This window comes from Mycobacterium sp. SMC-13 (assembly GCF_045311035.1).
Taxonomy (GTDB): Bacteria; Actinomycetota; Actinomycetes; order Mycobacteriales; family Mycobacteriaceae; genus Mycobacterium.
In genome coordinates this window covers 25,349-48,583 of sequence record NZ_JBJIAI010000029.1, presented here as the reverse complement: position 1 = coordinate 48,583, position 23,235 = coordinate 25,349, and the positions used below count along the sequence as shown (strand labels likewise).

Genomic DNA, 23,235 nt, shown 5'->3' with positions numbered 1-23,235 from the left:
CTGTTGTTCCCGCCACCATCGCCTCTGGGGCCGCGCCGAATCACGCTTGAAGGCATGACCAACCTCGCCCAGAACCTCGTCGCCAGCCGCACCCGTCGCCCCGACAGCGTCGCCCTCCGCTGCGACGACCAGACCTACACCTACGCCCAGTTCGACGACGCCGCCGCCCGCGTCGCGACGCTGCTGCGGCAGGCCGGCATCGAGCCGGGTGACCGGGTGGGCGTCATGCTGCCGAACGGTCCGGCTTTCGTTGCCGCCTTCTACGGAATCCTGTACGCCGGCGCCGTCGCAGTGCCGATGAACCCACTGCTCAAGGCCCCGGAGATCGAGTTCTACCTCGCCAACACGACGGCCAAGGCGCTGTTCGCGCCACCGGCCTTCGCCGGCGAGGCGCAGGCCGGCGCCGAGGCCGCCGGCGCGGGCTGCTGGGTCGTCGACGACGCCGGGTTGGTGGCGCTGATCGACGGGCTCCCGGCCCAACCGGTGCCGGTCGAGCGCGCGGACGACGACACCGCCGTCGTCCTCCACACCTCGGGTACGACGGGCAAGCCCAAGGGTGCCGAGCTGACCCACGGCGGCCTGGGCCGCAACGCCGACGTGTGCGTGCGGACGCTGCTGAACATCGGACCCGACGACGTGGTGATGGGCTGCCTGCCACTGTTCCACGTGTTCGGCCTGACCTGCGGCCTGAACTCCGCGGTGCTGGCAGGCGCGGCGCTCAGCCTGCTGCCCCGCTTCGATCCGGCCCGCACGCTGGAGCTGATCGAGCGCGACGGCGTCACCATCTTCGAGGGCGTGCCGACGATGTACTCGGCGCTCCTGTCCGCGGCCGGTGGGGCGTCGACGGACACGCTGCGGATCGCCGTGTCGGGCGGCGCCGCGATTCCGGTACAGGTGCTGCAGGACTTCGAGAAGACCTTCGACTGCCCGGTGCTGGAGGGCTACGGCCTGTCCGAGACGTCGCCTGTCGCGGCGTTCAACCACCCGGACCGCCCGCGCAAGCCCGGTTCGATCGGTACCCCGGTCGAGGGCGTCGAGATGCGCATCGTCGACAACGACGGCGCCGAGGTGCCGCAGGGTGAGCCCGGCGAAATCGAGATCCGCGGGCACAACGTCATGAAGGGCTACTGGAACCTGCCCGAGGCCACCGCCAAAGCGATCAACGCCGACGGCTGGTTCGCCACCGGCGACATCGCCCGCACCGACGAGGACGGCTACTACTACATCGTCGACCGCAAGAAGGCGCTCATCATCCGCGGCGGCTTCAACGTCTACCCCCGCGAGATCGAAGAGGTGCTCTACACCCACCCGGCCGTCGCCGAGGCGGCTGTCGTGGGCATCCCGCATGACTCGCTCGGCGAGGAGGTCGGCGCTGCCGTCAGCCTCAAGCCGGGCCTCGAGGTCGCCGCCGACGAACTCCGCGAGTTCGTCAAGAGCCAGGTGGCCGCTTACAAGTATCCGCGACGCATCTGGTTCCTCGACGACCTGCCCAAGGGCCCGACCGGGAAGCTGCTCCGTCGCGAAATCACCATCCCCACAACGGAAAGCGACAACTGACATGGCAACCCTGCACCCCGATGAGCTGGCAGCACCCCTGGACCTGCTGCTCACCAGCGCCACCAAGCCGTTTGCCCGCCGCATGATGCCCGACCAGGCCTGGGCGCGGATGGCCGTCAGCCTGGCCAAGCAGCCGGGCACCGTCCTCGACCGCGGCAAGGAACTGGCCCGCGAGCTCGGCGACATCGCCACCGGCGACTCGGACAGGGCCCCGCAACGCGCCGACAAACGCTTCAGTGAAGTTGCCTGGCAACAGAACCCACTACTGCATCGCATCATGCAGGGCTACCTGGCCGCGTCGGACACCGCCGAGAAGCTCTTCGCCGACGCCGACCTGGACTGGCGCGACGAAGCCCAGATGCGGTTCGTGTTCGACAACGCCATCGAAGGCCTGGCCCCCACCAACAACCCATTGATCAGCCCGCTGGGCTGGAAAGCCATGATCGACACCGGCGGCCTCAGCGCCGTCCGCGGCCTGAAAGCCTTTGCCCGCGACATCATGTCGTCGCCGCGAGTGCCGGCCATGGTCGATCCCGACGCTTACACCGTGGGCGAGACGGTTGCCGTCACCAAGGGCGCTGTGGTGCTGCAGACCCGGATGTTCGAGCTGATCCAGTACGCGCCGCAGACCCCGACGGTGCACGCGGTACCGCTGCTGATGGTGCCGCCGGTGATCAACAAGTACTACATCATGGACATCGCCCCCGGCCGCAGCATGATCGAGTACTTCGTGCAGCAGGGCCAGCAGGTGTTCGCCATCTCGTGGCGCAATCCGCAAGCCCGGCACAAGGATTGGGACATCAATGCCTACGGGGCGGCGATCATCGAGGCCATCGACGCGGTGCGGGCCATCACCGGCGCGGCCGGCGCCCACGTCATGGCGAGCTGCTCGGGCGGCATCATCACCGCCATGACGGCCGCGCACCTGGCCGAGACCGGCGACGGCGACAAAGTTGCGAGCCTCACCCTCGCGGTGACGGTCCTGGATCAGGACCGGGCCGGATTCGCTTCCGCCGCAATGAGTGATCGGGCCGCCCAAGCGGCGATCGCGACCTCGGCGAAGAAGGGCTATCTGGACGGCAAGGCCATGGCCGAGATGTTCGCCTGGCTGCGGCCGACCGATCTGGTGTGGCGCTACTGGGTGAACAACTACGTGCAGGGCCGTAGCCCGGCGGCGTTCGACGTCTTGTTCTGGAACGCCGACACCACCCGCATGGCGGCGGCGCTGCACCGCGACATGGTGCTGATGGGCCTGCACAACTCACTGGTCACGCCCGGTGCGATGAGCATGCTCGGCACGCCCGTGGACCTCTCCAAGATCACGTGCGACGCCTACGTCATCGGCGGCATCGCCGACCACATCTCGCCGTGGCAGGCCACCTACCGCAGCGCGAAGTTGTTGGGCAGCAAGGACAATCGCTACGTGCTGTCCACCAGCGGCCACATCGCGGCACTGGTCAACCCGCCCGGGAACCCGAAGGCGTCGTACCGGATCGCCCAGGTGACCGATGGAACACCGGAGGAATGGCTGACCGAGGCCGAAAAGTCCAGTGACTCCTGGTGGCCCGACTACGTCGCGTGGCTGGCCGAACGCAGCGGCGACGACATCGACGCCCCGACGACGCTGGGCGCCGAGGGCTTCATCGCCGTCGGCCCCGCACCCGGCACGTACGTGCTGCAGAAATGACCGTCACCGAGCGGTATGTGTCGGTCGGCGGCCAGCGGCTGCGGGTTCGCATCGACCATGGCACCGATCCGAGCGCGGTTCCGCTGGTGCTCTGCAACGGCATCGGCGCCAGCCTGGAGGTGCTCGACCCCTTCGTCGAGCAGATGCCGGGTACCGTCATCCGGTTCGACGTCCCCGGCACCGGCGGGTCACCAACGTCGTTCGCGCCCTATGGCTTTCCCTACCTGGCCTGGGTGCTGGGCCGGCTGCTGAACAAACTGGGGTTCACGGTCGTCGACATCCTCGGTCTGTCGTGGGGTGGGGCGCTGGCGCAGCAGTTCGCCTTCCAGAATCCCCGGCGCTGCCGACGGCTGGTGCTGGTGGCCACCGGAACCGGCGCCGTGATGGTGCCCGGACACCCGCGGGTGCTCGCGAAAATGGTGACGCCGAAACGGTTCTCGAACGCTTCGTACGCCGCCTCGATCGCCGGGGAACTGTACGGCGGCACGGTCCGGCAGCATGGCGACGACATCGCCAAGCTGTTCCTGCAGCAGCTGCACGCCGGTTCGAAGATCGGCTACGTACACCAGCTGATGGCCGGCGCGGTGTGGACGAGCATCCACGCGCTGCCGGCGGTCCGGCAGGACACCCTGATCGTGGCGGGCACCGACGACCCCATCATCCCGGTGGCCAACGCACGCATCATGAACTTTCTACTGCCGCACTCGCATCTGCATCTGCATTCCGGCGGGCACGTCGACCTCATCACCAATGCCGGCGAGTTGGCGCCCGTGATCGCACAGTTCCTCAACGAGCCCGGGGAACGCGCCTAACCGCGAGCAGACGTAAAACTGTCAAAATCCCGTGATTTGCGACAGTTTTGCGTCTGCTCGGCAGGGTGAGCCGAACTCAGGCGACGACGCCGCCGACCAGATGGCCGACGAGGTAGGTGGCACCCAGCGCGAGGGCACCACCGATGACGTTGCGGGCCACGGCCTTTCCGACCGGCGCCCCACCGAGTCGCGCCGACACCACGCCGGTGATCGCCAATGCCAGCAGCACCGCGAACATCGTGACCGGGACACGGAGCGTCGTCGGGGGCAGCAGGATCGCCACCAACGGCAACAACGCGCCGATGGTGAACGACACCGCCGACGAGAACGCGGCCGCCCACGGGTTGGCCAAATCGCCTGGCGTGATGCCCAACTCGACGACCGCGTGCGCGGCGAACGCGTTGTGGTCGGTCAGTTCCTCGGCCGCGGTCCGCGCCGTCGACACCGACAGACCACGCCCTTCCAACAGTCCGGCCAATTCATCGAGCTCGGCGGCCGGGTCTTCCTTGAGCTCGCGCTTCTCCTTGGCCAGCAAGGCCTGTTCGGTGTCGCGCTGCGAGCTCACCGACACGTACTCGCCCAGCGCCATCGATATCGCGCCGGCCACCAGACCAGCCATACCGGCGGTGAAGATCGGCCCGCGCTCGGCCGTCGCGGCCGCGACACCGACGACGATGCCGGCAGTCGACACGATGCCGTCATTGGCACCGAGTACGCCGGCGCGCAACCAGTTCAGCTTCGACGCAACCGAACCCGCGTGGGGCTCGGCGTCATGGGACGAGATCGCCATTCCTGCAACGCTATGCGGGCGCGCGGCGATCCGCCAGCCAATGAAGCCTTGCCAAACCTGCTCAGGATTCCAGTTTTTTGAGCACCGCACGGGTGCGGGCCCGGCCTTCGGCCGACGGGTCGAATGTCACGCCGACGTATTCGTCGACCCCGGCGGCTTCCAATTCGGCCAGGCGGTCGCGCACCGTCTGCTCGTCGCCGATGATCGCGATGTCCTCCGGGCCGGCGTAGCCCTCACGGTCGAGCATGGCGCGGTACGACGGCAGGTGACCGTAGATGGCGAACTGCTCGGCGGCCTGCTTGCGGGCGCTGTCGACGTCGTCGGTCACGGCAACCGGAATGGCCGCGACGACGCGGACCGCATCGGCGCGGCCGGCGTCGGCAGCGGCTTGGCGCAACGTCGGACCGACGTGGCCCGCAAGGGTTTTCGGCCCGGTCATCCAGGTGACGGTGCCCGACGACCGGCGTCCGGCGATCTGCAACAGCTTCGGTCCGAGCGCGGCGATGTACACCGGCGGCGTCGGGGCACCGGGGATGATCAGCGCGCCGCGCGTGGTCACCGTCTCGCCGGTGGCGTCGGCCTTCTCGCCGTTCAACAGCGGCAACAGGCCGTCCAGGTATTCGTTGAGCCGGCGGACCGGCTTGTCCCACGGGATACCCCACATGCCCTCGGTGACGGCCTGGTGCGTCATGCCGAGCCCGAGCAGCAGGCGGCCGCCCGTCATCTGGCTGATGGTCAGCGCCCGCTGTGCCAACAGCATCGGGAGCTGATTCTGGATGGGCAGCACGCCGGTGCCGACCTCGATGCCGTCGACCTCACGCAGGCCGACCGTGAGCACCGTGAGAAGGTCCGGCTCGTAAGGCATCTGGGCGAACCAGGCCCGGCGAAATCCCTCGTCACGCAACTGGGCGAGGTACGCGACGGTGTCGTCGACGGGCGATTTGAGACCACTCAACGAACCGAAAATGCTGATCTGCACGGGATGCTCCTTGAGGCCGGTTTGGGTCACCTGTGAGTATCGAACCATGACGACCGACGGACCAGAGACTGCCCGGCTGCAATATTTCGGACCCAACTGGTTCGCCTCGGTGATGGGCACGGGCATCGTCGCCACCGCGGCCGCGTCGCTGCCGGTGCATCTGCCGGGGCTCCGGGGCTTTGCCGAAGGCGTCTGGGTGATCGCCACCGCCCTGCTCGTGCTGCTGATCGTCGCGGTGTCGGTGCAGTGGGTGCGTCACCCCACGGTGGCGCGCAGCCAGGTGCGCAACCCGCAGATGACGCACTTCTACGGTGCCGCACCGATGGCGCTGATGACCGTCGGCCTCGGGGCCCTGCTGATCGGTAAGGACCTGATCGGCACGCGTTTCGCCGTCGACCTCGACTGGATTCTGTGGACCGCGGGCACCATCGGCGGCCTGTTCACCGCGATGACGATCCCGTTCCTCATGTTCACGCAGCTGGAGGTCGGGCCGGACGCCGCGTTCGGTGGTTGGCTGATGCCCGTCGTGCCGCCGATGGTGTCGGCGGCGTCGGGCGCGCTGCTGCTGCCGCACCTGCCACCGGGCACGGCCCGCACCACGATGTTCTACGGCTGCTTCGCGATGTTCGGGCTGTCGCTGATCGCAGCGCTGATCATCATCACGATGATCTGGAGCCGGCTGGCGCACTACGGCACCTCGGGATCGGCGCGCGTGCCGACACTCTGGATCGTGCTGGGTCCGCTGGGGCAGGGCATCACCGCCGCGGGTCTGCTGGGCACGGCGGCGGCCTCGGCCATCAGCCCGGAGCTGGCGTCGGGCATGAACATCTTCGCGGTTCTGTTCGGCGTCCCGGTGTGGGGCTTCGCCGTGCTGTGGATCAGCCTGGCCAGCGCGTTGACGGTGCGGACCATGCGCCGCGGCATGCCCTTTGCACTGACGTGGTGGAGCCTGACCTTCCCCGTCGGCACGTTCGTCACCGGCACGTCGCAACTCGCCGCACACACCGGGCTGCCGGCGTTCCGCGTCGCCGCCGTCGTGGCGTACGTCTTTCTGCTGTGCACCTGGGCGCTGGTCGCGGTACGGACGCTGCGTGGCAGTGTCGGAGGCAGCCTGTTCACCCCACCGCCTGCTCCGGCAGCCATCCACAAGGACCCGAAATGATCGACACTGCTCGGGTGTACGACCCGGTTGATCCCGCCCAGCCGCCCCGGGTGACCGTCGACCGGTTGTGGCCCAGGGGAATTCCCAAGGAGGACCCGCGGGTCGGCACTTGGATGCCGCACGTCGCACCGTCGAACGAACTGCGCAAGTGGTACCACGCGCATCCCGGCGAGTTCGACAAGTTCGCCGCCGACTACCAGGCGGAGTTGGCCGACTCGGAGGAGCTGGCCAAGCTGCGATCGATGGGTTCGGTGACCCTGACCACCTCGGCCAAGGACGTCTCGATCAGCCACGTCGCCGTGCTCGCGGCGCTGCTCTAGACCCCGTCAGCAGGTGTCGCCGGTGGTGCCACCGTAGGTGGCGATCTTGTACTCGGTGGCCGCCAGCGAAAGCGTGAGTTCGCGGATCTGACGGCGGATGGTGTCGCGATGTTCCAGCAGCATGTCGAGTCGTTCGGGCACCGTCTGCTCTCCGCCGTCCACGAGCGCGATGTAGTGCTGCAGATCGCGAATGGCCATGCCCGACAAGCGCATCCGGGTCAGGAAGACGAGTCGGCGCACCGCCTCGGGCGGGTATATGCGGTGGCCGCTGCTGTCGCGGTCGACCTCGACCAGGCCGGCACGTTCGTAATAGCGCAGGGTGTGTGCGGAGACGTCGAGCAGGTCGGCGACCTCGGCAATGGTCATGGGCTCGCTGAGGCCCTCGGTGTCGGCGAGCCGGTGGATGACCTCGATGGACATCGGTCCGTCCATCTCGCCGAGTGCGGCAAGTGCCCTGCTCATCAGTTCGTCGGTGGAGGACATACTCGATCCTAGATCGGCCGCGCTGAGGCGGCGCTGTCCGCGAAGTCGGCGCTGCGGGCCAGCGTGGCCCACTGGCCGACTTCGTCCAGGCCGCGTTGGTAGGTGGCCGAGAGCCGCTCGACGGCCTCGGCACCGAGCGGCAGCCGCAGCGGCACGTCCTCGGAGCGGACCAGGGAGACGATGATCTGCGCGGCCGCGGCGGGGTCGCCTTCCTGCTTCCCGTCCGCGCCGGCCATGTCGGCGCGGACCGCAGCCAGGACGTCCCGGTAGGTCGACGAGGCGTCGGTGAAGTCGAGCACGTCGGCCGCGTTGAAGGCGGTGCGGAACCGGCTCGGCTCGACCAGCATCACCCGGATCCCGAACGGCGCGACCTCGCCGGCCAAGGCCTCCGACCAGCCCTCCAGAGCGAACTTCGACGCCGAGTACGTCGAGACGCCGGGGAACGACATCCGGCCGCCCTGACTGCTCATCTGGACGATCGTCCCGCTGCCCTGCGCCCGCATGACCGGTAATGCCGCGCGCACCAGGGCGGCGGGACCGAACAGATGCAGGTCCATCAGGTCGCGCAGCTGCGCGTCGGTGACTTCCTCGGCGGCGCCGACGATGGCCCGCCCGGCGTTGTTCACCAGGACGTCGAGGCCACCGTAACGGTCGACTGCCGCCTGGACGAGCGTGGCGGCTTCGCTGGTATCGCAGGCATCGAAGGCGACGGCGGTGAAGCGGTCACCGTAGGCGGTGCCCAGGTCGGCCACGCTGTCGGGATTGCGGACTGCGGCGACGACCTGATCGCCCCCGGCAAGCGCGGCCTCGGCCAGTGCGCGTCCGAGACCCTTCGAGGCTCCGGTGATGACCCAGGTCTGTGCTGGCGTAGCTGTTGTCATGGCGCTGACGCTAGGAGTTCGAGCGCGCTCGAACGCAAGCCCGTGCGCCAGGGATTTGTGCACGAAAATCCGCGGGCGGCGCGGAAAATCGTGCACAAATCCCACGAAAAACGAGAGTGCCCCGTGCCTCCGTCAGGTCGGGGGTCAGACGGAAACACGAGGCACTATGGGTATCGCTGCGGCTTCGCGGGGCGTTACAGGCCCGGAGAAATTGGTGGAAATGGCCGCAAAACCGCTGGTCCAGCGGCCATTTCCCGCACGTTCGAGGCTCAGGCCTCCAGGATGGCCGTGACGCCCTGGCCACCCGCGGCGCAGATGGAGATCAGGCCGCGCACCGGCTTGCCGGTCTCCTTCTTCTTCTCGGCGAGCTGCTTGGCCAGCTGGGCCACGATGCGGCCGCCGGTCGCGGCGAACGGGTGCCCGGCCGCCAGCGACGAGCCGTTGACGTTGAGCTTCGACCGGTCGATCGAGCCCAAGGGCGCGTCCAGGCCCAGGCGGCCCTTGCAGTACTCGGGCGACTCCCAGGCCGCCAGCGTCGCCAGCACGACCGAGGCGAAGGCCTCGTGGATCTCGTAGAAGTCGAAGTCCTGCAGCGTCAGGCCGTTGCGGGCCAGCAGGCGCGGCACGGCGTAGGTCGGGGCCATGAGCAGGCCGTCGGGTCCGTTGACGTAGTCGACGGCGGCGGTCTCGGAGTCGACGAAGTACGCCAGCACCGGGATGTCGTGCTCGGCGGCCCACTCGTCGGTCGACAGCAGCGCCACCGATGCGCCGTCGGTCAGCGGGGTCGAGTTGCCGGCGGTCATGGTGGCGTCGCCCAGCTTCACGCCGAAGACCGGCTTGAGCTTGGCGAGCTTCTCGGTCGACGAGTCGGCCCGCAGGTTGTTGTCGCGGTACAGGCCCAGGAACGGGCTGACCAGGTCGTCGAAGAAGCCGCGGTCGTAGGCGGCGGCCATGTTCTGGTGGCTGGCGGCGGCCAGGGCGTCCTGGTCGGTGCGCTTGACGCCCATCTCCTTGGCGGTCTGGGCGGCGTGCTCGCCCATCGACAGGCCGGTGCGGGCCTCGCTGTTGACCGGGATGTCCACGCCGAGGGCGGCGGGCAGCTTGCCGACGAGCTTCAGCCGGTCGACGTTCGACTTGGCACGGCGCAGGCTCAGCAGCACGCGGCGCAGGTCGTTGCCGAGGGCGATGGGCGCGTCCGACGCGGTGTCGACGCCACCGGCCGCGGCCACCTGGTAGCGGCCGGCAGCAATGCCGTCAGCGGCCGCGATGGCCGACTGCAGACCGGTGCCACAGGCCTGCTGCAGGTCGAAGGCCGGCGTGTACGGCGACAGCGAGGTGCCCAGCACACATTCACGCATGAGATTGAAATCACGGCTGTGCTTGAGGACGGCGCCGCCGATCACCATGTCGAGCTTCTCGCCCTTGAGGTTGAAGCGGTCGATCAGACCGTCCAGAGCCGCGGTGAACATGTCCTGGTTGGAGGCGTTTGCGTACGCGCCATCGGATCGCGCGAAGGGAATGCGGTTACCACCCAGGACTGCCACGCGGCGGCGGCTGTTGGTCTCGGCCACGGTTTTTCTCCAGTTCGGTTTGACGTTGGATGACTGAGGCAAGATGTTGCTTGACGCCTATATTACCCACCGTTCTTACTCTGGAGTAAGTTCGTCTCTGACAAGACGGTTCCGTCTATACGACATACGTCCGCAGAAAGGTCCGCAATGGCTGACGTCCTCTCCCAAGTCCTCACCTCCGGTCCCGGTTCGTTCCTGGCCAAGCAGCTCGGCGTACCCCAGCCCCAGCCGCTGCGCCGCTACAAGGCCGGCGAGCCCCCGCTGGCCGGCCCCCTCCTGATCGGTGGCGAAGGCCGCGTGGCCGAGCCGCTGCGCGCGGCCCTCGCCGACGACTACGACCTCGTGGGCAACAACGTCGGCGGCCGCTGGGCCGACTCGTTCGGTGGCCTGCTGTTCGACGCCACCGGCATCACCAAGCCCGAGCAGCTCAAGCAGCTCCACCAGTTCTTCACCCCCGTGCTGCGCAACCTCGCCGCCAACAGCCGCGTCGTCGTCGTCGGCACCACGCCCGACGAGACCGACAGCATCGATGAGCGCATCGCCCAGCGTGCCCTCGAAGGCTTCACCCGCTCGCTCGGCAAGGAGCTGCAGCGCGGCGCCACCATCGGCCTGGTCTACCTGTCTTCCGCGGCGTCGCCCGCCGCGTCGGGCATCGAGTCGACCGTCCGCTTCCTGCTCTCGGGTAAGTCGGCGTACGTCGACGGCCAGGTGTTCTACGTCGGTGCCGCCGACTCCGTCGCCCCCGCCGACTGGGACAAGCCGCTGGCCGGCAAGGTCGCGCTCGTGACCGGTGCCGCCCGCGGCATCGGCGCCGAGATCGCCCGCGTGTTCGCGCGCGACGGTGCGTCCGTCGTCGCCATCGACGTCCCGCAGGCCGCCGACGCACTCGCCGAGACCGCCCCCGCCGTCGGTGGCACCGCGCTGGCCCTGGACGTGACGGCCGACGACGCCGTCGCACAGATCGTCGCGCACCTGACCGAGCACCACGGCGGCAAGGCCGACGTACTGGTCAACAACGCCGGCATCACGCGCGACAAGCTGCTCGCCAACATGGACGACGCCCGCTGGGACTCGGTGATCGCCGTGAACCTGCTTGCGCCGCAACGTCTTGCGCAGGGGCTGGTCGAGAACGGCACCATCGGTGAGGGTGGTCGCATCGTGGGCCTGTCGTCGATGGCCGGTATCGCCGGTAACCGCGGCCAGACCAACTACGCCGCCACCAAGGCCGGCATGATCGGCATGACCGACGCGTACGCAGAGGTGTTCGGCGAGAAGGGCGTCACCATCAACGCCGTCGCGCCGGGATTCATCGAGACCAAGATGACCGACGCCATTCCGCTGGCCACCCGCGAGGTGGGTCGTCGCCTCAACTCGCTGTTCCAGGGCGGCCTGCCGGTCGACGTCGCCGAGCTGATCGCCTACTTCGCCAGCCCCGCCTCGAATGCCGTCACCGGCAACACGATTCGGGTTTGCGGCCAGGCCCTGTTGGGAGCCTGAGATGTCGCAGCCCAACGGTCTTGTGAACATGGCGCGGGCGGTGGCGGGTGCGCTGCCGTTCGTGTCGCGGGGCTCCACCCTGCCTGCCCGCACCGTCACGGTGTCGGGCCTGACGATCGACCCGAAGAACGTCGCCGAGTACGCCGCGGTGACCGGGCTGCGGTTCGGCGACACCGTGCCGTTGACCTACCCGTTCGCGCTGACCTTCCCGACCATGATGTCGTTGGTCACCGGCTTCGATTTCCCTTTCGCCGCAATGGGTTCGGTGCACATCGAGAACCACATCACGCAGTACCGGCCGATCAAGGTGACCGACGAACTCGACGTGGCGGTCCGCGCGGAGAACCTGCGCGAGCACCGCAAGGGCCTGCTCGTCGACATCATCACGGACGTCAAGGTCGGCAATGACCTGGTGTGGAACCAGATCACCACGTTCCTGCACCAGCAGCGGACCAGCCTGTCGGGTGAGCCGAAGCCGGAGCCGGTCAAGCAGCCGAAGCTGCCGCCGCCCAACGCGGTCATCAGCATCACGCCGGGTCAGATTCGGCACTACGCCGATGTCGGCGGCGACCACAACCCGATCCACACGAGCTCGATCGGCGCCAAGCTGTTCGGCTTCCCGACCGCGATTGCGCACGGAATGTTCAGCGCCGCAGCGGTACTGGCCAACATCGAGGGTCAGCTGCCGGATGCGGTGAAGTACTCCGTGAAGTTCGGCAAGCCCGTGCTGCTGCCGGCCAAGGTGGGACTGTACGTCGAACCCATCGACGGCGGCTGGGAGCTGGCACTGCGCAATCTCTCGAAGGGCTACCCGCACCTGACGGCGACGGTCACCGAGCTGTAACTGATCCCCGCTGGGGTCACCTCTCCCTCGCGAGCAGACGCAAAACTGTCGTTTTCCTCGGGAAAGCGACAGTTTTGCGTCTGCTCGCGGATTAGGGCGGGAGCAGCTGGATCGACGGGCGGCCGGTGTCATCGACCGTGACCCGCGCCGCGACGCCGTAGACCGACGAAATCAGTTCCGCAGTGAGAACTTCGGCGGGGGTCCCGGCCGCGACGACCCGCCCATTGTCGAGCACGACGAGCCGGTCGCAGAACAGTGCCGCCAGCGTCAGGTCGTGCAGCGTCACCACCGCTGTCACGGGCAGCGCGCGGATGAGTGCCAACAGCTCGAACTGGTGCCGGATGTCGAGGTGATTGGTGGGTTCGTCGAGCAGCAGTTCGCGGGGCTCCTGGGCGAGCGCCCGGGCGATCTGTACCCGCTGCTGCTCACCACCGGACAGCGTGCGCCAATCCCGGTCGCGCATGGCCGTCGTCTCGGTCTGCGCCAGGGCACGCTCGACGGCGTGGTCGTCGGCCGCGGTGTCGCCAGACCAGATGCCACGGTGCGGAATTCGGCTCAGGCGCACGATCTGTTCGACGGTCAGGTCCAGCTCGGTGCTGACCTGCTGTTCGACCACCGCGACGCGTTGCGCCACCGCACGACGACGAAGATCGGCGAGCCGTCGGCCGTCGAGCAGCACGGCGCCGGCGTCGGGCTGCCGCAATCCGGCGAGCAGGCGCAACAGCGACGACTTGCCGGCGCCGTTGGGCCCGAGCAGCCCCAGCGTCTCGCCGTCCGCCACGGCCAGCGACACCCCGTCGATGACGAGCCGCCCGCCGGCCGTCCAGCTGACGGACTCCGCGGTGAGCGCGCCCGTCATCGAATCCTCCTGCGCCGAGCGAGAATCCACATGAAGATCGGCACACCGACGAGCGCGGTCACCACGCCGACCGGCAATTCCTGCGGCGCGAACACCGTGCGGGCCGCCGCGTCTACCCACACCAGGAAGATCGCGCCGGCGACCGCCGTGACCGGTAGCAGCCGTCGGTGCGACGGCCCGACGATCATGCGCGCCGCGTGCGGCAACACCAGCCCGACGAATCCGATTGCGCCGGCGGCACTCACCAGCACGGCGGTCAGGAGCGCCGTCGTCGCCAACAAGACGGCGCGGACGCGCCGCACCGAGACACCCAACGCGGCAGCCGCATCACGACCGAAGGCGAACGCGTCCAAGGCATCTGACTGCAGCCAGCAGATCGCCAGGCAGGCCGCGCACACGGCACCGCACAGCGCCACCTGAGACCAGCCGGCCCCCGCCAGCGAGCCGAGCAACCAGAACAGCAACCCGCGCGTCTGTTGCGCGTCGGCCGACGAGAACACCACCATTGCCGTGGCCGCCGAAAAGAGCTGGGTACCAGCGACCCCGGCCAGCAGCACGCGGTCCTGCCCGCCGCCGGACACCGCGGCGAGAGCCAGGACCAGAACGAATGCGATCACCGCGCCGACGAACGCACCACCCGACAGCGTCAGCGCACCGCCGATACCCGTCACCACGACAAGCACCGCTCCCGTCGACGCGCCGGACGAGATGCCCAGCATGAACGGGTCGGCCAGCGGATTGCGCATCAGCGACTGCAGGATCGCGCCGCAGATGCCCAGGCCCGCACCACAGATCGCGGCCAACAGCGCGCGTGGCAGCCGCAGCTCCCAGACGATGCCGTCGTCGATCGGCGCGACATCCGCCGGGCGGCCCCAAACATGTTGCGCGACGACGGCATACACGTCGACGAAGCCGAGGTCGGCCGGCCCGATGATCATGGCCGCCGCGATCGACAGCGCCAGGACCACCAGGCCGAACGTCGTCATAGCAGCCGTACGCACGGCCGTCAGGACTTCCCGCCCAGCCCGAATGAACGCAGCCCGGACGCGACGGTCTCGACAGCGTCGACGTTGCGCAGCGACGGATCCATCGCGCTGGCCGGCAAGACAATCCACCGCTTCTGCCGCACGGCCTTCAACTTGCTTGCTGCCGGGTCGGTTTCGAGGAACTTGATCTTGTCGGCGACGCTGTCGCCATCCTTGCCGCGGGTGAGATCAGCGAGCACCAGCACGTCCGGATCGCGCTGCAGGATCGCTTCCCACGAGATCTCCGGCCACAGCTGCCGGTTGTCGGCGAACACGTTGCGCGCCCCCACCGCCGTGGTGATGATGCCCGGCGCTCCGCAGCAACCCGCGATGTACGGCGTTCTGGTACCGGCGTACCACCACATCAGGGAGGTATCGCCGGCCTCGAGGCCGCTCGTCGCGGTCGCCATGCGCGCCCGCAGCGTCGACACCAGCTTGTCACCACGCTCGGCAACACCGAAAACCTTGGCAACATCACCGATTTCGGCGTACATGTCGTCGAGCGTCAGCGCGCGTTGTTGCGCCGCGTCCTGACCGCCGCACTCGCTGGAGGACTGGTAGGTCGGCACTCCCAGCCGCTCGAACCGATCGCGCGGGGCGACACCCTGATCGGTGAACGACCAGTCGAACGTCGCGTACACGAAGTCGGGTTTCTCTTTCAGCACCCGCTCGAATGACGGGAAATCGCGGCTCAGCACAGGCACTTTGGCGTTGTCGGCGGCAAGGTCCGGCCGGACGTCGTCGCTCCAGGACGAGGTACCGGCCATCCGGTCGGCGAGCCCGAGGGCCAGGAGCAGCTCGCTGGCCGGCTGATTGATCGAAACCGCGCGCTGCGGCGGCGATTTCACCGTCACCGTACGTCCGCAGTTCTCCAGCGTGACGGGATAGCCGGCGGCTGCGGCGTTGACAGTTCCGGTCGCCCGCGGTCCGCCACATGAGCAGACGAGCGAAACGACCAGTGCGACAAGCACAATGGTACGTAGAGACACGGCGGCGCCTTCCGATCCGGGACTCGGGTCGCGGAGTCCATGCGTGGGCGGGTCCTCGCGCCGCCAGGCCGCGAGAGCCCGAGCCAGCAGGTCTTCGGACTCGGGATCATCCAGGCCGGAGCGCCTTCCCAGCCCGCGTGGGGCCAGTGGCCGTTGCTCCGCCTGTCCTCCTTACCGCTGCGCGTCAGTTCCGGTTTCGCACCGGATTCCCTGACCCAACCGCGTTGGGTTCGACTGGCTCGAATCGGACCATACCAGCGCCGCGGCGGGGCCGCGCCGGCGTGAGAGCCCCGGACGCGCCGACGGTCCGCGAATGTGCGACCAGACCGCCAGAATCGCTGGGAGGGCGATCTGTGTGCACCGTCGCGGCGCCGCGGGAGCGCGAGAAACCTACGACTCGGCGCGCTTGCCCTTCAGGCCACGCCAGAAGAGGTTGATCATCAGCTCGGTGGCGTCGTTGACGTCCGTGTCGCCCGCGCTGACACGGGACGCGATGGCCTCACCCGCACCCACCAGGGCCACGGCCATCATCTCGAAGTCACTGTCCGGCTCCGGGTTTCGGGTACCCGCGCTGAGCAGCCGCGCCACCAGGTCGATGATCTTCTCGCGACCCTCACGCACGGTGTGGGCGAACGCCTGCGAGCTGGTGGCCTGCGTGTAGAGCACGATCCACGACGCCCGGTTGCGGTCGATGTACGTCATGAACGACAGCACGGCGTTGCGCAGCAGGTCGCGCGGGCTCTGCGCGAAGTTGATGTCCGCACGGACGGTGTCGACGAAGCGCGTCAGCTCCCGGTCCAGGCAGGCTGCGAACAGCTCTTCCTTGGAGCCGTAGTAGAGGTACAGCATCGGCTTGGAGATCTCGGCCTGCGCGGCGATCGCGTCCATCGAGGTCTCGTGATAGCCGTTCACCGAGAACATCTGCACGGCGGCGTCGAGCATCTGCTGTTCGCGGACGGCCCGCGGCAGCCGCTTGGTTCCACCTGCCATCAGATCAGGGTATGCAACGAGCGGCCTACTTCACGCATTTCGCGCCCGGCCCCTTCATGCCCGCGACGCGCAGCACCGACTTGTCGACCTGCGCCTGGTCCAGCTGCCCGGCCTTCACCGCCGCCTCCAGCTTGTCGAGCACGTCCGGGATGCCGTCGGTGGTGATCCACAGCGCGACGTCCGCGCCGGCCTGCAGCGCCTTGAGCGCCGCGTCGGCCACGCCGAAGTGCTGGGTGATGGCGGCCATGCCGGTCAGGTCGTCGGTGAACACCACGCCGTCGAACGGCGGGCCGCCGTACTCGCCGCTGCGCAGCAGGTCGTAGGCCGGCTTGCTCAGGCTGGCCGGGTCGTCGCCCTGCGTCAGGCCCGGCACCTGCAGGTGGCCGACCATCACGGCGACGGGCTGCTGCGTCGTCAGCGTCCGGTACGGCACCAGGTCGTTGTCCTTGAGCGCCTCCAGCGGCGGCGTCTTCACCCCGCCCGTGTGCGAGTCGCCCGAGCCGTGCCCGTGCCCCGGGAAGTGCTTGAGCACCGGGACGAGCCCCGCCTCACGCAGCCCCGCGGCGTACGCACCGGCGTACTCGGTCACCTTCTGCGGGTCCGCGCCGAACGAGCGGTCGCCGATGACCTCGTCGTCGGCCTCTTCGGTGACGTCGGCGTCGGGCGCGAAGTCGACGGTGATGCCGAACTTGTCCTTCATCTGCTGCCCGCGGTCCTTGGCGATGGCCTGCACCTCGGCCGGGGTCTTGGTCGCCGCCAGCACGCGCGCCGACTCCTGCGGGCCGATCAGCTTCTTCAGCCGGGACACCCGGCCGCCCTCCTCGTCGATGCTGACCGCCAGCGGCAGCGCGCCGGATGCGGCCTGCAGCGCCGGGATCGAACCGTCCGACAGCATCGACAGATCCGTCCAGCTGCCGATGAAGATGCCGCCGACCTGTTGCTGCGTCACCGCGGCGCGCGCATCGGCGGCGCCCTTGACGCCCACCATGAGCAGCTGGGCCAGCTTCTGGCGCAAGGTGAGCGTGCTGAGCAGCGCGTGCGGATCGCACGGCGGCGCGGTCGGTGCGGGCGCGTCCATCGGCTTGCTCGACGACGCGGTGCTGGAGGCCTGGCTGGACGTACTGGACGCGGCCGGACGGTCGGACGACGACGAGCAACCGGCGACCAATCCGGACACCAGTGCCAGCGCGCCGAGGGTTCGGGTCAGGGACATGGGTTTCGAGCCTAACGGTTCCGGTCGCGGTCCCCCGGGACCCCGTGAGACGGCCGCCGAAACGGGGCCCAGGCAGGTCGTCATGCTAGTTTGGGCGCCATGGACCGCTTCCTCGTGCCCGCCGGAGCCAGCATCGTGGTCGGTCTGTTGCTCGGCGCTGCAGCGGTCTTCGGCACCACGCTGATGCTGGAGCAGGACACCAAGCCGACGCTGCAATCGGGCGATCCAGCGTCATCGGTGCTCAACCGGGTCGAATACGGCAACCGCAGCTGATCCCGTAGCGCCGCTCTCGCGGCGCTGCCTATGGGTCGTCAGCGCGGTCGCACTGGTCCTGACGTTCGCCCAGTCACCGGGCCGGGTCTCGCCCGACACCAAACTCGATCTCACCGCCAACCCCGCGCGTTTCCTGGCGCGGGCGGCGAATCTGTGGAGCAGCGACCTGCCCTTCGGCCAGTCGCAGAACCAGGCCTACGGCTATCTGTTCCCGCACGGGACGTTCTTCCTCGCCGGTGACCTCATCGGCCTGCCCGGCTGGGTGACGCAGCGGCTGTGGTGGGCGTTGCTGCTGGTCGTCGGGTTCTGGGGAGTCATCCGGGTCGCCGAGGCCCTGGGTATCGGCAGCCGGTCCTCCCGCGTGCTCGCCGCCGTGGCGTTCGCCCTGTCCCCGCGTGCGCTGACGACGCTGGGCGCCATCTCCTCCGAGACGCTGCCCATGATGCTGGCGCCATGGGTGCTGCTGCCGGTGGTCCTGGCGCTGCGTGGGGACCCGAGGGTTCGGCAGCTGGCCGCGCGCTCGGCCGTCGCCGTCGCGCTGATGGGCGCCGTCAACGCCGTCGCCACGCTGACCGGCTGCCTGGCCGCGCTCATCTGGTGGGCCGCGCACCGGCCCAACCGCCGCTGGTGGCGCTTCACGGCGTGGTGGTTCGGCTGCACGCTGCTCGCGATCCTGTGGTGGGCCGTGGCGCTGCTGCTGCTCGGCCGGATCAGCCCGCCGTTCCTGGACTTCATCGAATCGTCGGGCGTCACGACGCAGTGGCTGTCACTCACCGAGGTGCTGCGCGGCACCTACGGCTGGACGGCATTCGTCGCGACCAACGCGACGGCCGGTTCGTCGCTGGTGACCGGTTCGGTGGCGGTGCTCGCCACGACGCTGGTCGCCGCCGGCGGCATGGCGGGCCTGGCCATGCGCAGCATGCCGGCCCGGGGCCGCCTCATCTCGATGCTGCTGTTCGGTCTGCTGCTGCTCGCGGTCGCCTACTCCGGTGGCCTGGGCTCGCCGATCGCGCACCAGGTGCAGATGTTCCTGGACGCTGCCGGCACCCCGCTGCGCAACGTCCACAAGCTCGAGCCCGTGCTGCGGCTGCCGTTGACCCTGGGCTTGGCCCACGTGCTCGGCCGCATTCCACTGCCCGGCAGCGCGCCGCGTCGCGAATGGATCCAGGCGTTCGCGCACCTCGAGCGGGACAAGCGGATGGCCGTCGCCGTAGTGCTGCTGACGGCGCTGGCCGCCGGCACGTCACTGGCATGGACGGGTCGGCTCGCCGCACCGGGTGCCTACCGCGCCATTCCGCAGTACTGGCACCAGACCGCGGACTGGCTCGACGCGCACAACGCCGAGACGCCGGGCCGCGTGCTCGTCGCGCCGGGCGCGCCGTTCGCCAACCAGGTCTGGGGAAACACGCACGACGAACCGCTGCAGGTCCTGGAGCGCGGCGCGTGGGGCGTGCGCGACTCGATTCCGCTGACACCGCCCGAAACGATCCGCGCCCTGGACTCCGTCCAACGCCTGTTCGCGACCGGGCGGCCGTCCGCCGGATTGGCCGACACCCTGGCCCGCCAAGGCATTTCGTTCGTCGTGGTCCGCAACGACCTGGACCCCGACAACTCGCGCTCGGCGCGGCCGCTGCTGGTGCACCGGGCCATCGAGGGTTCCCCCGGCCTGACGCGGGTGGCCCAGTTCGGTGATCCGGTCGGCCCCGGCACGCTGGACGGCTTCGTCTCGGACAGTGGCCTGCGGCCGCGCTACCCCGCCGTCGAGATCTACAAGGTGACGGGTGCCGCCACCACACAGCCCTACCTCGCCGACACCGACACCATGCCCCGCATCGACGGCGGCCCCGAATCACTGCTGCGCATCGACGAGCGCCGTCGCCTGATGGGCCGAAACCCCTTGGGCCCCATGATCTTGACGCAGGACGCGCAGCGCGCCGGACTCCCGGTGCCCGAGGTCACCGTCACCGACACCCCGCTGGCCCGCGAAACCGACTACGGCCGCGTCGACGACCACTCGTCGGCGGTCCGGGCGCCCGACGATCCGCGCCGCACCTTCAACCGCGTCATGGACTACCCGAGTCCGGGCGCCACGACCGCATACGGCCAGTGGCCGGGCGGACGGATCACCACGTCGAGCTCGTCGTCCGATTCCACCGCGCTGCCCAACGTGGCGACGGCGGCCGGGCCGGCTGCCGCGATCGACGGCGACACCTCGACCAGCTGGGTGTCGAGCTCGCTGCAAACCGCTGTGGGGCAATGGCTTCAGGTCGACTTCGACCACCCGGTCACCAACGCGACCATCACCCTGACGCCGAGCGCCACCGCGGTCGGCGCCCAGGTACGCCGCATCGAAGTGGCAACGGCCAACGGCACCAGCACAATTCGCTTCGACCAGCCCGGCAAGCCATTGACCGCGGCGCTGCCCTACGGCGAGACGTCGTGGGTGCGGTTCACCGCGACCGGCACCGACGACGGCTCCCCCGGCGTGCAGTTCGGCATCACCGATTTCTCCGTGACGCAGTACGACGCCTCCGGCTTCGCCCACGCCGTGAGCCTGCGGCACACCGTCGACGTGCCCGGCCCGCCTGCGGGATCGGCTGTCGCACAATGGGATTTGGGCAACGATCAGCTGGGCCGGCCCGGTTGCGCCGAGGGCCCGAACGGGGTCCGGTGCGCCGCCACCATGGCGCAGTCGCCCGAAGAGCCCGTCAACATGAGCCGCACGCTCACCGTGCCGGCGCCGATGGCCGTCGTCCCCACGATCTGGGTGCAGGCCCGGCAGGGGCCGCACCTGGCCGACCTGGTCGGCCAGCCGGGCACCACCCGCGCGTCGGGCGACTCGGACGTCATCGACGTCGCCGGATCGGCCTACGCCGCCACCGACGGCGACCCGCGCACCGCGTGGGTGGCCCCGCAAGGCATCGTCCAGTTCCGTAACGGCGCCAACCTGACCGTGCACCTGCCGGCGCCGACGACCGTCAGCGCCCTGCGACTGGTCCCCAGCGCCTCCGAGCTGCCGGCGCATCCGACCGTCGTCGCCGTCGACCTGGGCAACGGACCGCAGGTCCGACGGATCGGCGACGGGCCGCAGACCATCAAGCTCAACCCCGCGAAAACCGACACCATCAAGCTGTCGATCCTCGACTGGCACGACCTGATCGACCGCACGTCCCTGGGATTCGACCAGGTGAAGCCGCCCGGCCTGGCCGAGGTCACCGCCCTCGACGACCACGGCGCACCGATCGCCGCCGCCGACGCCGCCGCCAACCGCCGCCGTGCCATCACGCTGCCGTGCGGCCGCGGGCCGATCGTCGCGATCGCCGGCCAGTTCCTGCAGACCTCGGTGCACACCACGGTCGGCGCGCTGCTCGACGGCAAGCCCATCGCGGCCCAGCCGTGCCAATCCGCGCCGCTGCAACTGCCGGCCGGGAAACAGGAGCTGCTGATCAGCCCCGGCCCGTTCTTCACCGTCGTCGGCGCCCGTCTGACCGGCCCGCTCGCCGCCCACATCCACAGTGCCGGGGCGACTCCCGCGCAGCTGAAGAAATGGACCTCCGATCACCGCGAGGTGGACGTGACGCCGTCTCCGGTGCAGCGGGTGCTCGTCGTGCCCGAGAGCGTCAATCCCGGCTGGACGGCCCATACCGCCAACGGCGCCATCCTGACGCCGGTGACGATCAACGGCTGGCAGCAGGGCTGGGTGCTGCCGGCAGGTACCGCGGGCGTCGTCACGCTGACGTTCGCGCTGAACACCCCGTACCGGATCGGGCTGTTCGGCGGGCTGGCGCTGCTTCCGCTGCTGGCGCTCTTGGCGCTGCTACCGATGCGGCGCCGCGTCGACGACGAGCCGACGCCGACCTGGCAGCCGGGTCCCGCGCTCGTTGGTGTGGCCCTCGCCGGGTTCGGTGTCCTGGTGGCCGGATTCGCGGGTCTGGCGACCGTCGCGGCGGCCATCGGCATCCGGTTCCTGTTGCGGTCGCGGGAGCGGTGGCTGGACGGCTGGACCGTCATCGCCTCGGCGAGTGGCCTCATCGGCGCGGGCGCGGTGCTCAGCGCGTACCCGTGGCGGTCGGTGGACGGCTACGTCGGGCATTCGCCGTGGGTGCAGTTCCTGGCGCTGGTCTCGGTGGCCGCGCTGGCGGCGTCGTTGTGGGATGCGCCTATCCGACCGCGGCGGGCTCCGGAACGTCGGTGATCGCGCTGTCGCGCGGCGACGGGGCGTGCCGGGATTCCCAGCGGCGCAGCAGCTCGCGGCAGGGCGACTCGATCAACCCGTAGCTCACGGCGGCGATCGCGAAACCGAAAACCCAGGTCAGGATCAGCACGATCGGCATGTGGCCGTTGAACGGGAACTCACCGATCACCGGGAACACCATGGCCAGCGCCGCCAGGTGCCAGATGAACAGACCGTAGGACCAGCGGCCGAGCGTCACCATCGTGGTGCTGCCGAGGATGCGGTGCGGCGTTCCCGGTGCGTCCAGCACCAGCGGCGCCAGCAGTGCCCCGGCGACCACGGCGCCCATCGCCGTCTTGACCACGACCTGGCTGACGGCGCCCGGTGCGAGTCCGATGTTGCCGGCCAGCGGCGTCGCGGCGATGACGAACGCCACCCCGGCGATGGCCGCCATCACCCAGCGGCGGCGGGCCAGCTGATGCATGCGCCCGACGGGCATGACCGTCAGCTCGGCCAGCAGCATGCCGGCGGCGAACCACGAGAACAACGCCGGCAGCCAGTTCATCTGGTTGACGCCGAAGGGCAGGTGCCACGGCAGCGCGGGCCACGCGAAGCTGGCCACCGCCAGCGCCGCGATCGCGGGCACGCGCCAGTCCACCGGCAGCCGGCGCGCCAGCAGTGCCAGCAGCGGCAGGACCAGATAGAAGCTGACCTCGACGGCCAGGCTCCACATCTGGGTGAGCCCGGCCGTCAGCGTCAGAGGTACATAGACCTGGGTGAGTGTGAGATTGGCGAGCCACACCGTGAGGTCTGCGTGGGCGTCGGGCAGCAGCGCCAGGATCACCACGACCGCGACCAGGTAGCCCGGCATGATGCGGACGATGCGCGAGCGCAGGTAGTGACCCGTCGGCGGCCGATGCCGCAGACCACGCGCGGCCGCGGCGTGGCCGCGCCACAGCAGGAAGCCCGACAGCGCGAAGAACACCGCCACCGCCAGATCGAAACGGGTGAACAACCGGCCGTACCAGCCGCTGCTGTTGGCGGTCTGGAACGCCACGTGCGTGAGGACGACTCCCATGGCGGCACAGGCACGCATGCCCTCGACAGCGGGCAGGAAACTGCGGGTGCC

At 69.3% G+C, this 23,235-nt stretch carries 20 protein-coding genes and 1 riboswitch; of the genes, 9 read left to right on the top strand and 11 right to left on the bottom strand.

Going from position 1 to position 23,235, the window contains the following annotated elements; genetic code table 11:
* The first annotated feature begins 54 nt into the window (after positions 1-54).
* The 3 genes from ACJH6I_RS27990 to phaZ are packed head-to-tail and all read left to right on the top strand — an operon-like array spanning position 55 to position 4,056.
* Positions 55-1,557: a long-chain fatty acid--CoA ligase gene (locus tag ACJH6I_RS27990; RefSeq protein ID WP_212807989.1), complete on the top strand. Its 1,503-nt coding sequence runs from the start codon at positions 55-57 to the stop codon at positions 1,555-1,557.
* 1 nt (position 1,558) lies between these two features.
* Positions 1,559-3,244: a PHA/PHB synthase family protein gene (locus ACJH6I_RS27985; protein ID WP_406784930.1), complete on the top strand. Its 1,686-nt coding sequence runs from the start codon at positions 1,559-1,561 to the stop codon at positions 3,242-3,244.
* Positions 3,241-4,056 carry a poly(3-hydroxyalkanoate) depolymerase gene (gene phaZ, locus ACJH6I_RS27980; RefSeq protein WP_212807987.1) on the top strand — a complete coding sequence of 272 codons (816 nt, stop codon included), beginning with the start codon at positions 3,241-3,243 and terminating at the stop codon, positions 4,054-4,056. Before ACJH6I_RS27985 ends, phaZ begins: the two co-directional genes overlap by 4 nt.
* A 76-nt stretch (positions 4,057-4,132) precedes the next feature.
* Here phaZ and ACJH6I_RS27975 read toward each other — a convergent pair whose 3' ends face one another.
* Positions 4,133-4,846, bottom strand: a complete 714-nt coding sequence (locus tag ACJH6I_RS27975) for a VIT family protein (protein WP_212807985.1) — start codon at positions 4,844-4,846, stop codon at positions 4,133-4,135.
* 61 nt (positions 4,847-4,907) lie between these two features.
* Complete coding sequence (locus ACJH6I_RS27970) at positions 4,908-5,873, bottom strand: TIGR03564 family F420-dependent LLM class oxidoreductase (RefSeq protein WP_212807984.1); 966 nt, start codon at positions 5,871-5,873, stop codon at positions 4,908-4,910.
* On the opposite strand from ACJH6I_RS27970, the gene ACJH6I_RS27965 reads away from it, so the two are divergent.
* Positions 5,872-6,987 (top strand): TDT family transporter, encoded by a 1,116-nt coding sequence (locus ACJH6I_RS27965; RefSeq protein ID WP_020103470.1) that lies wholly within the window; start codon positions 5,872-5,874, stop codon positions 6,985-6,987. The genes ACJH6I_RS27970 and ACJH6I_RS27965 overlap by 2 nt on opposite strands.
* Positions 6,984-7,307 (top strand): DUF488 domain-containing protein, encoded by a 324-nt coding sequence (locus ACJH6I_RS27960; protein ID WP_212807983.1) that lies wholly within the window; start codon positions 6,984-6,986, stop codon positions 7,305-7,307. Before ACJH6I_RS27965 ends, ACJH6I_RS27960 begins: the two co-directional genes overlap by 4 nt.
* 6 nt (positions 7,308-7,313) lie before the next feature.
* Here ACJH6I_RS27960 and ACJH6I_RS27955 read toward each other — a convergent pair whose 3' ends face one another.
* The 3 genes from ACJH6I_RS27955 to ACJH6I_RS27945 all read right to left on the bottom strand — a co-directional run bounded on the left by ACJH6I_RS27955 (position 7,314) and on the right by ACJH6I_RS27945 (position 10,242).
* Positions 7,314-7,790: a MerR family transcriptional regulator gene (locus ACJH6I_RS27955; RefSeq protein ID WP_212807982.1), complete on the bottom strand. Its 477-nt coding sequence runs from the start codon at positions 7,788-7,790 to the stop codon at positions 7,314-7,316.
* An 8-nt stretch (positions 7,791-7,798) separates the two neighbouring features.
* Positions 7,799-8,671 (bottom strand): SDR family oxidoreductase, encoded by an 873-nt coding sequence (locus ACJH6I_RS27950; protein ID WP_212807981.1) that lies wholly within the window; start codon positions 8,669-8,671, stop codon positions 7,799-7,801.
* A gap of 269 nt (positions 8,672-8,940) precedes the next feature.
* Positions 8,941-10,242 carry an acetyl-CoA C-acetyltransferase gene (locus tag ACJH6I_RS27945; protein WP_212807980.1) on the bottom strand — a complete coding sequence of 434 codons (1,302 nt, stop codon included), beginning with the start codon at positions 10,240-10,242 and terminating at the stop codon, positions 8,941-8,943.
* Between the two features lie 147 nt (positions 10,243-10,389).
* On the opposite strand from ACJH6I_RS27945, the gene ACJH6I_RS27940 reads away from it, so the two are divergent.
* Positions 10,390-11,739 carry a 3-oxoacyl-ACP reductase gene (locus ACJH6I_RS27940; protein ID WP_406784929.1) on the top strand — a complete coding sequence of 450 codons (1,350 nt, stop codon included), beginning with the start codon at positions 10,390-10,392 and terminating at the stop codon, positions 11,737-11,739.
* A gap of 1 nt (position 11,740) precedes the next feature.
* Positions 11,741-12,583 carry a MaoC/PaaZ C-terminal domain-containing protein gene (locus ACJH6I_RS27935; protein ID WP_135357725.1) on the top strand — a complete coding sequence of 281 codons (843 nt, stop codon included), beginning with the start codon at positions 11,741-11,743 and terminating at the stop codon, positions 12,581-12,583.
* Between the two features lie 91 nt (positions 12,584-12,674).
* Here ACJH6I_RS27935 and ACJH6I_RS27930 read toward each other — a convergent pair whose 3' ends face one another.
* The 5 genes from ACJH6I_RS27930 to ACJH6I_RS27910 form a co-directional block, all read right to left on the bottom strand.
* The gene (locus tag ACJH6I_RS27930; RefSeq protein WP_406784928.1) at positions 12,675-13,442 is read right to left on the bottom strand and encodes an ABC transporter ATP-binding protein; all 768 of its coding nucleotides are present in this window, start codon (positions 13,440-13,442) and stop codon (positions 12,675-12,677) included.
* Positions 13,439-14,428 carry a FecCD family ABC transporter permease gene (locus tag ACJH6I_RS27925; protein WP_406784938.1) on the bottom strand — a complete coding sequence of 330 codons (990 nt, stop codon included), beginning with the start codon at positions 14,426-14,428 and terminating at the stop codon, positions 13,439-13,441. The genes ACJH6I_RS27930 and ACJH6I_RS27925 overlap by 4 nt, the downstream gene beginning before the upstream one ends.
* Before the next feature lie 20 nt (positions 14,429-14,448).
* On the bottom strand, positions 14,449-15,456 hold the full coding sequence (locus tag ACJH6I_RS27920) for an ABC transporter substrate-binding protein (RefSeq protein ID WP_212807975.1): 1,008 nt from the start codon (positions 15,454-15,456) through the stop codon (positions 14,449-14,451).
* A gap of 67 nt (positions 15,457-15,523) precedes the next feature.
* A riboswitch (cobalamin riboswitch) is annotated at positions 15,524-15,710 on the bottom strand.
* Positions 15,711-15,846: 136 nt separating this feature from the next.
* Complete coding sequence (locus ACJH6I_RS27915; protein WP_020103459.1) at positions 15,847-16,446, bottom strand: TetR/AcrR family transcriptional regulator; 600 nt, start codon at positions 16,444-16,446, stop codon at positions 15,847-15,849.
* A 25-nt stretch (positions 16,447-16,471) separates the two neighbouring features.
* The gene (locus ACJH6I_RS27910) at positions 16,472-17,659 is read right to left on the bottom strand and encodes a glycoside hydrolase family 3 N-terminal domain-containing protein (protein ID WP_406784927.1); all 1,188 of its coding nucleotides are present in this window, start codon (positions 17,657-17,659) and stop codon (positions 16,472-16,474) included.
* A 99-nt stretch (positions 17,660-17,758) separates the two neighbouring features.
* On the opposite strand from ACJH6I_RS27910, the gene ACJH6I_RS27905 reads away from it, so the two are divergent.
* On the top strand, positions 17,759-17,932 hold the full coding sequence (locus tag ACJH6I_RS27905; protein WP_020103457.1) for a DUF2613 domain-containing protein: 174 nt from the start codon (positions 17,759-17,761) through the stop codon (positions 17,930-17,932).
* Positions 17,883-22,127: an alpha-(1->3)-arabinofuranosyltransferase gene (locus ACJH6I_RS27900; RefSeq protein ID WP_406784937.1), complete on the top strand. Its 4,245-nt coding sequence runs from the start codon at positions 17,883-17,885 to the stop codon at positions 22,125-22,127. The genes ACJH6I_RS27905 and ACJH6I_RS27900 overlap by 50 nt, the downstream gene beginning before the upstream one ends.
* Here ACJH6I_RS27900 and ACJH6I_RS27895 read toward each other — a convergent pair.
* Positions 22,093-23,202, bottom strand: a complete 1,110-nt coding sequence (locus ACJH6I_RS27895) for an acyltransferase family protein (protein ID WP_406784936.1) — start codon at positions 23,200-23,202, stop codon at positions 22,093-22,095. The genes ACJH6I_RS27900 and ACJH6I_RS27895 overlap by 35 nt on opposite strands.
* Positions 23,203-23,235 lie beyond the last annotated feature (33 nt).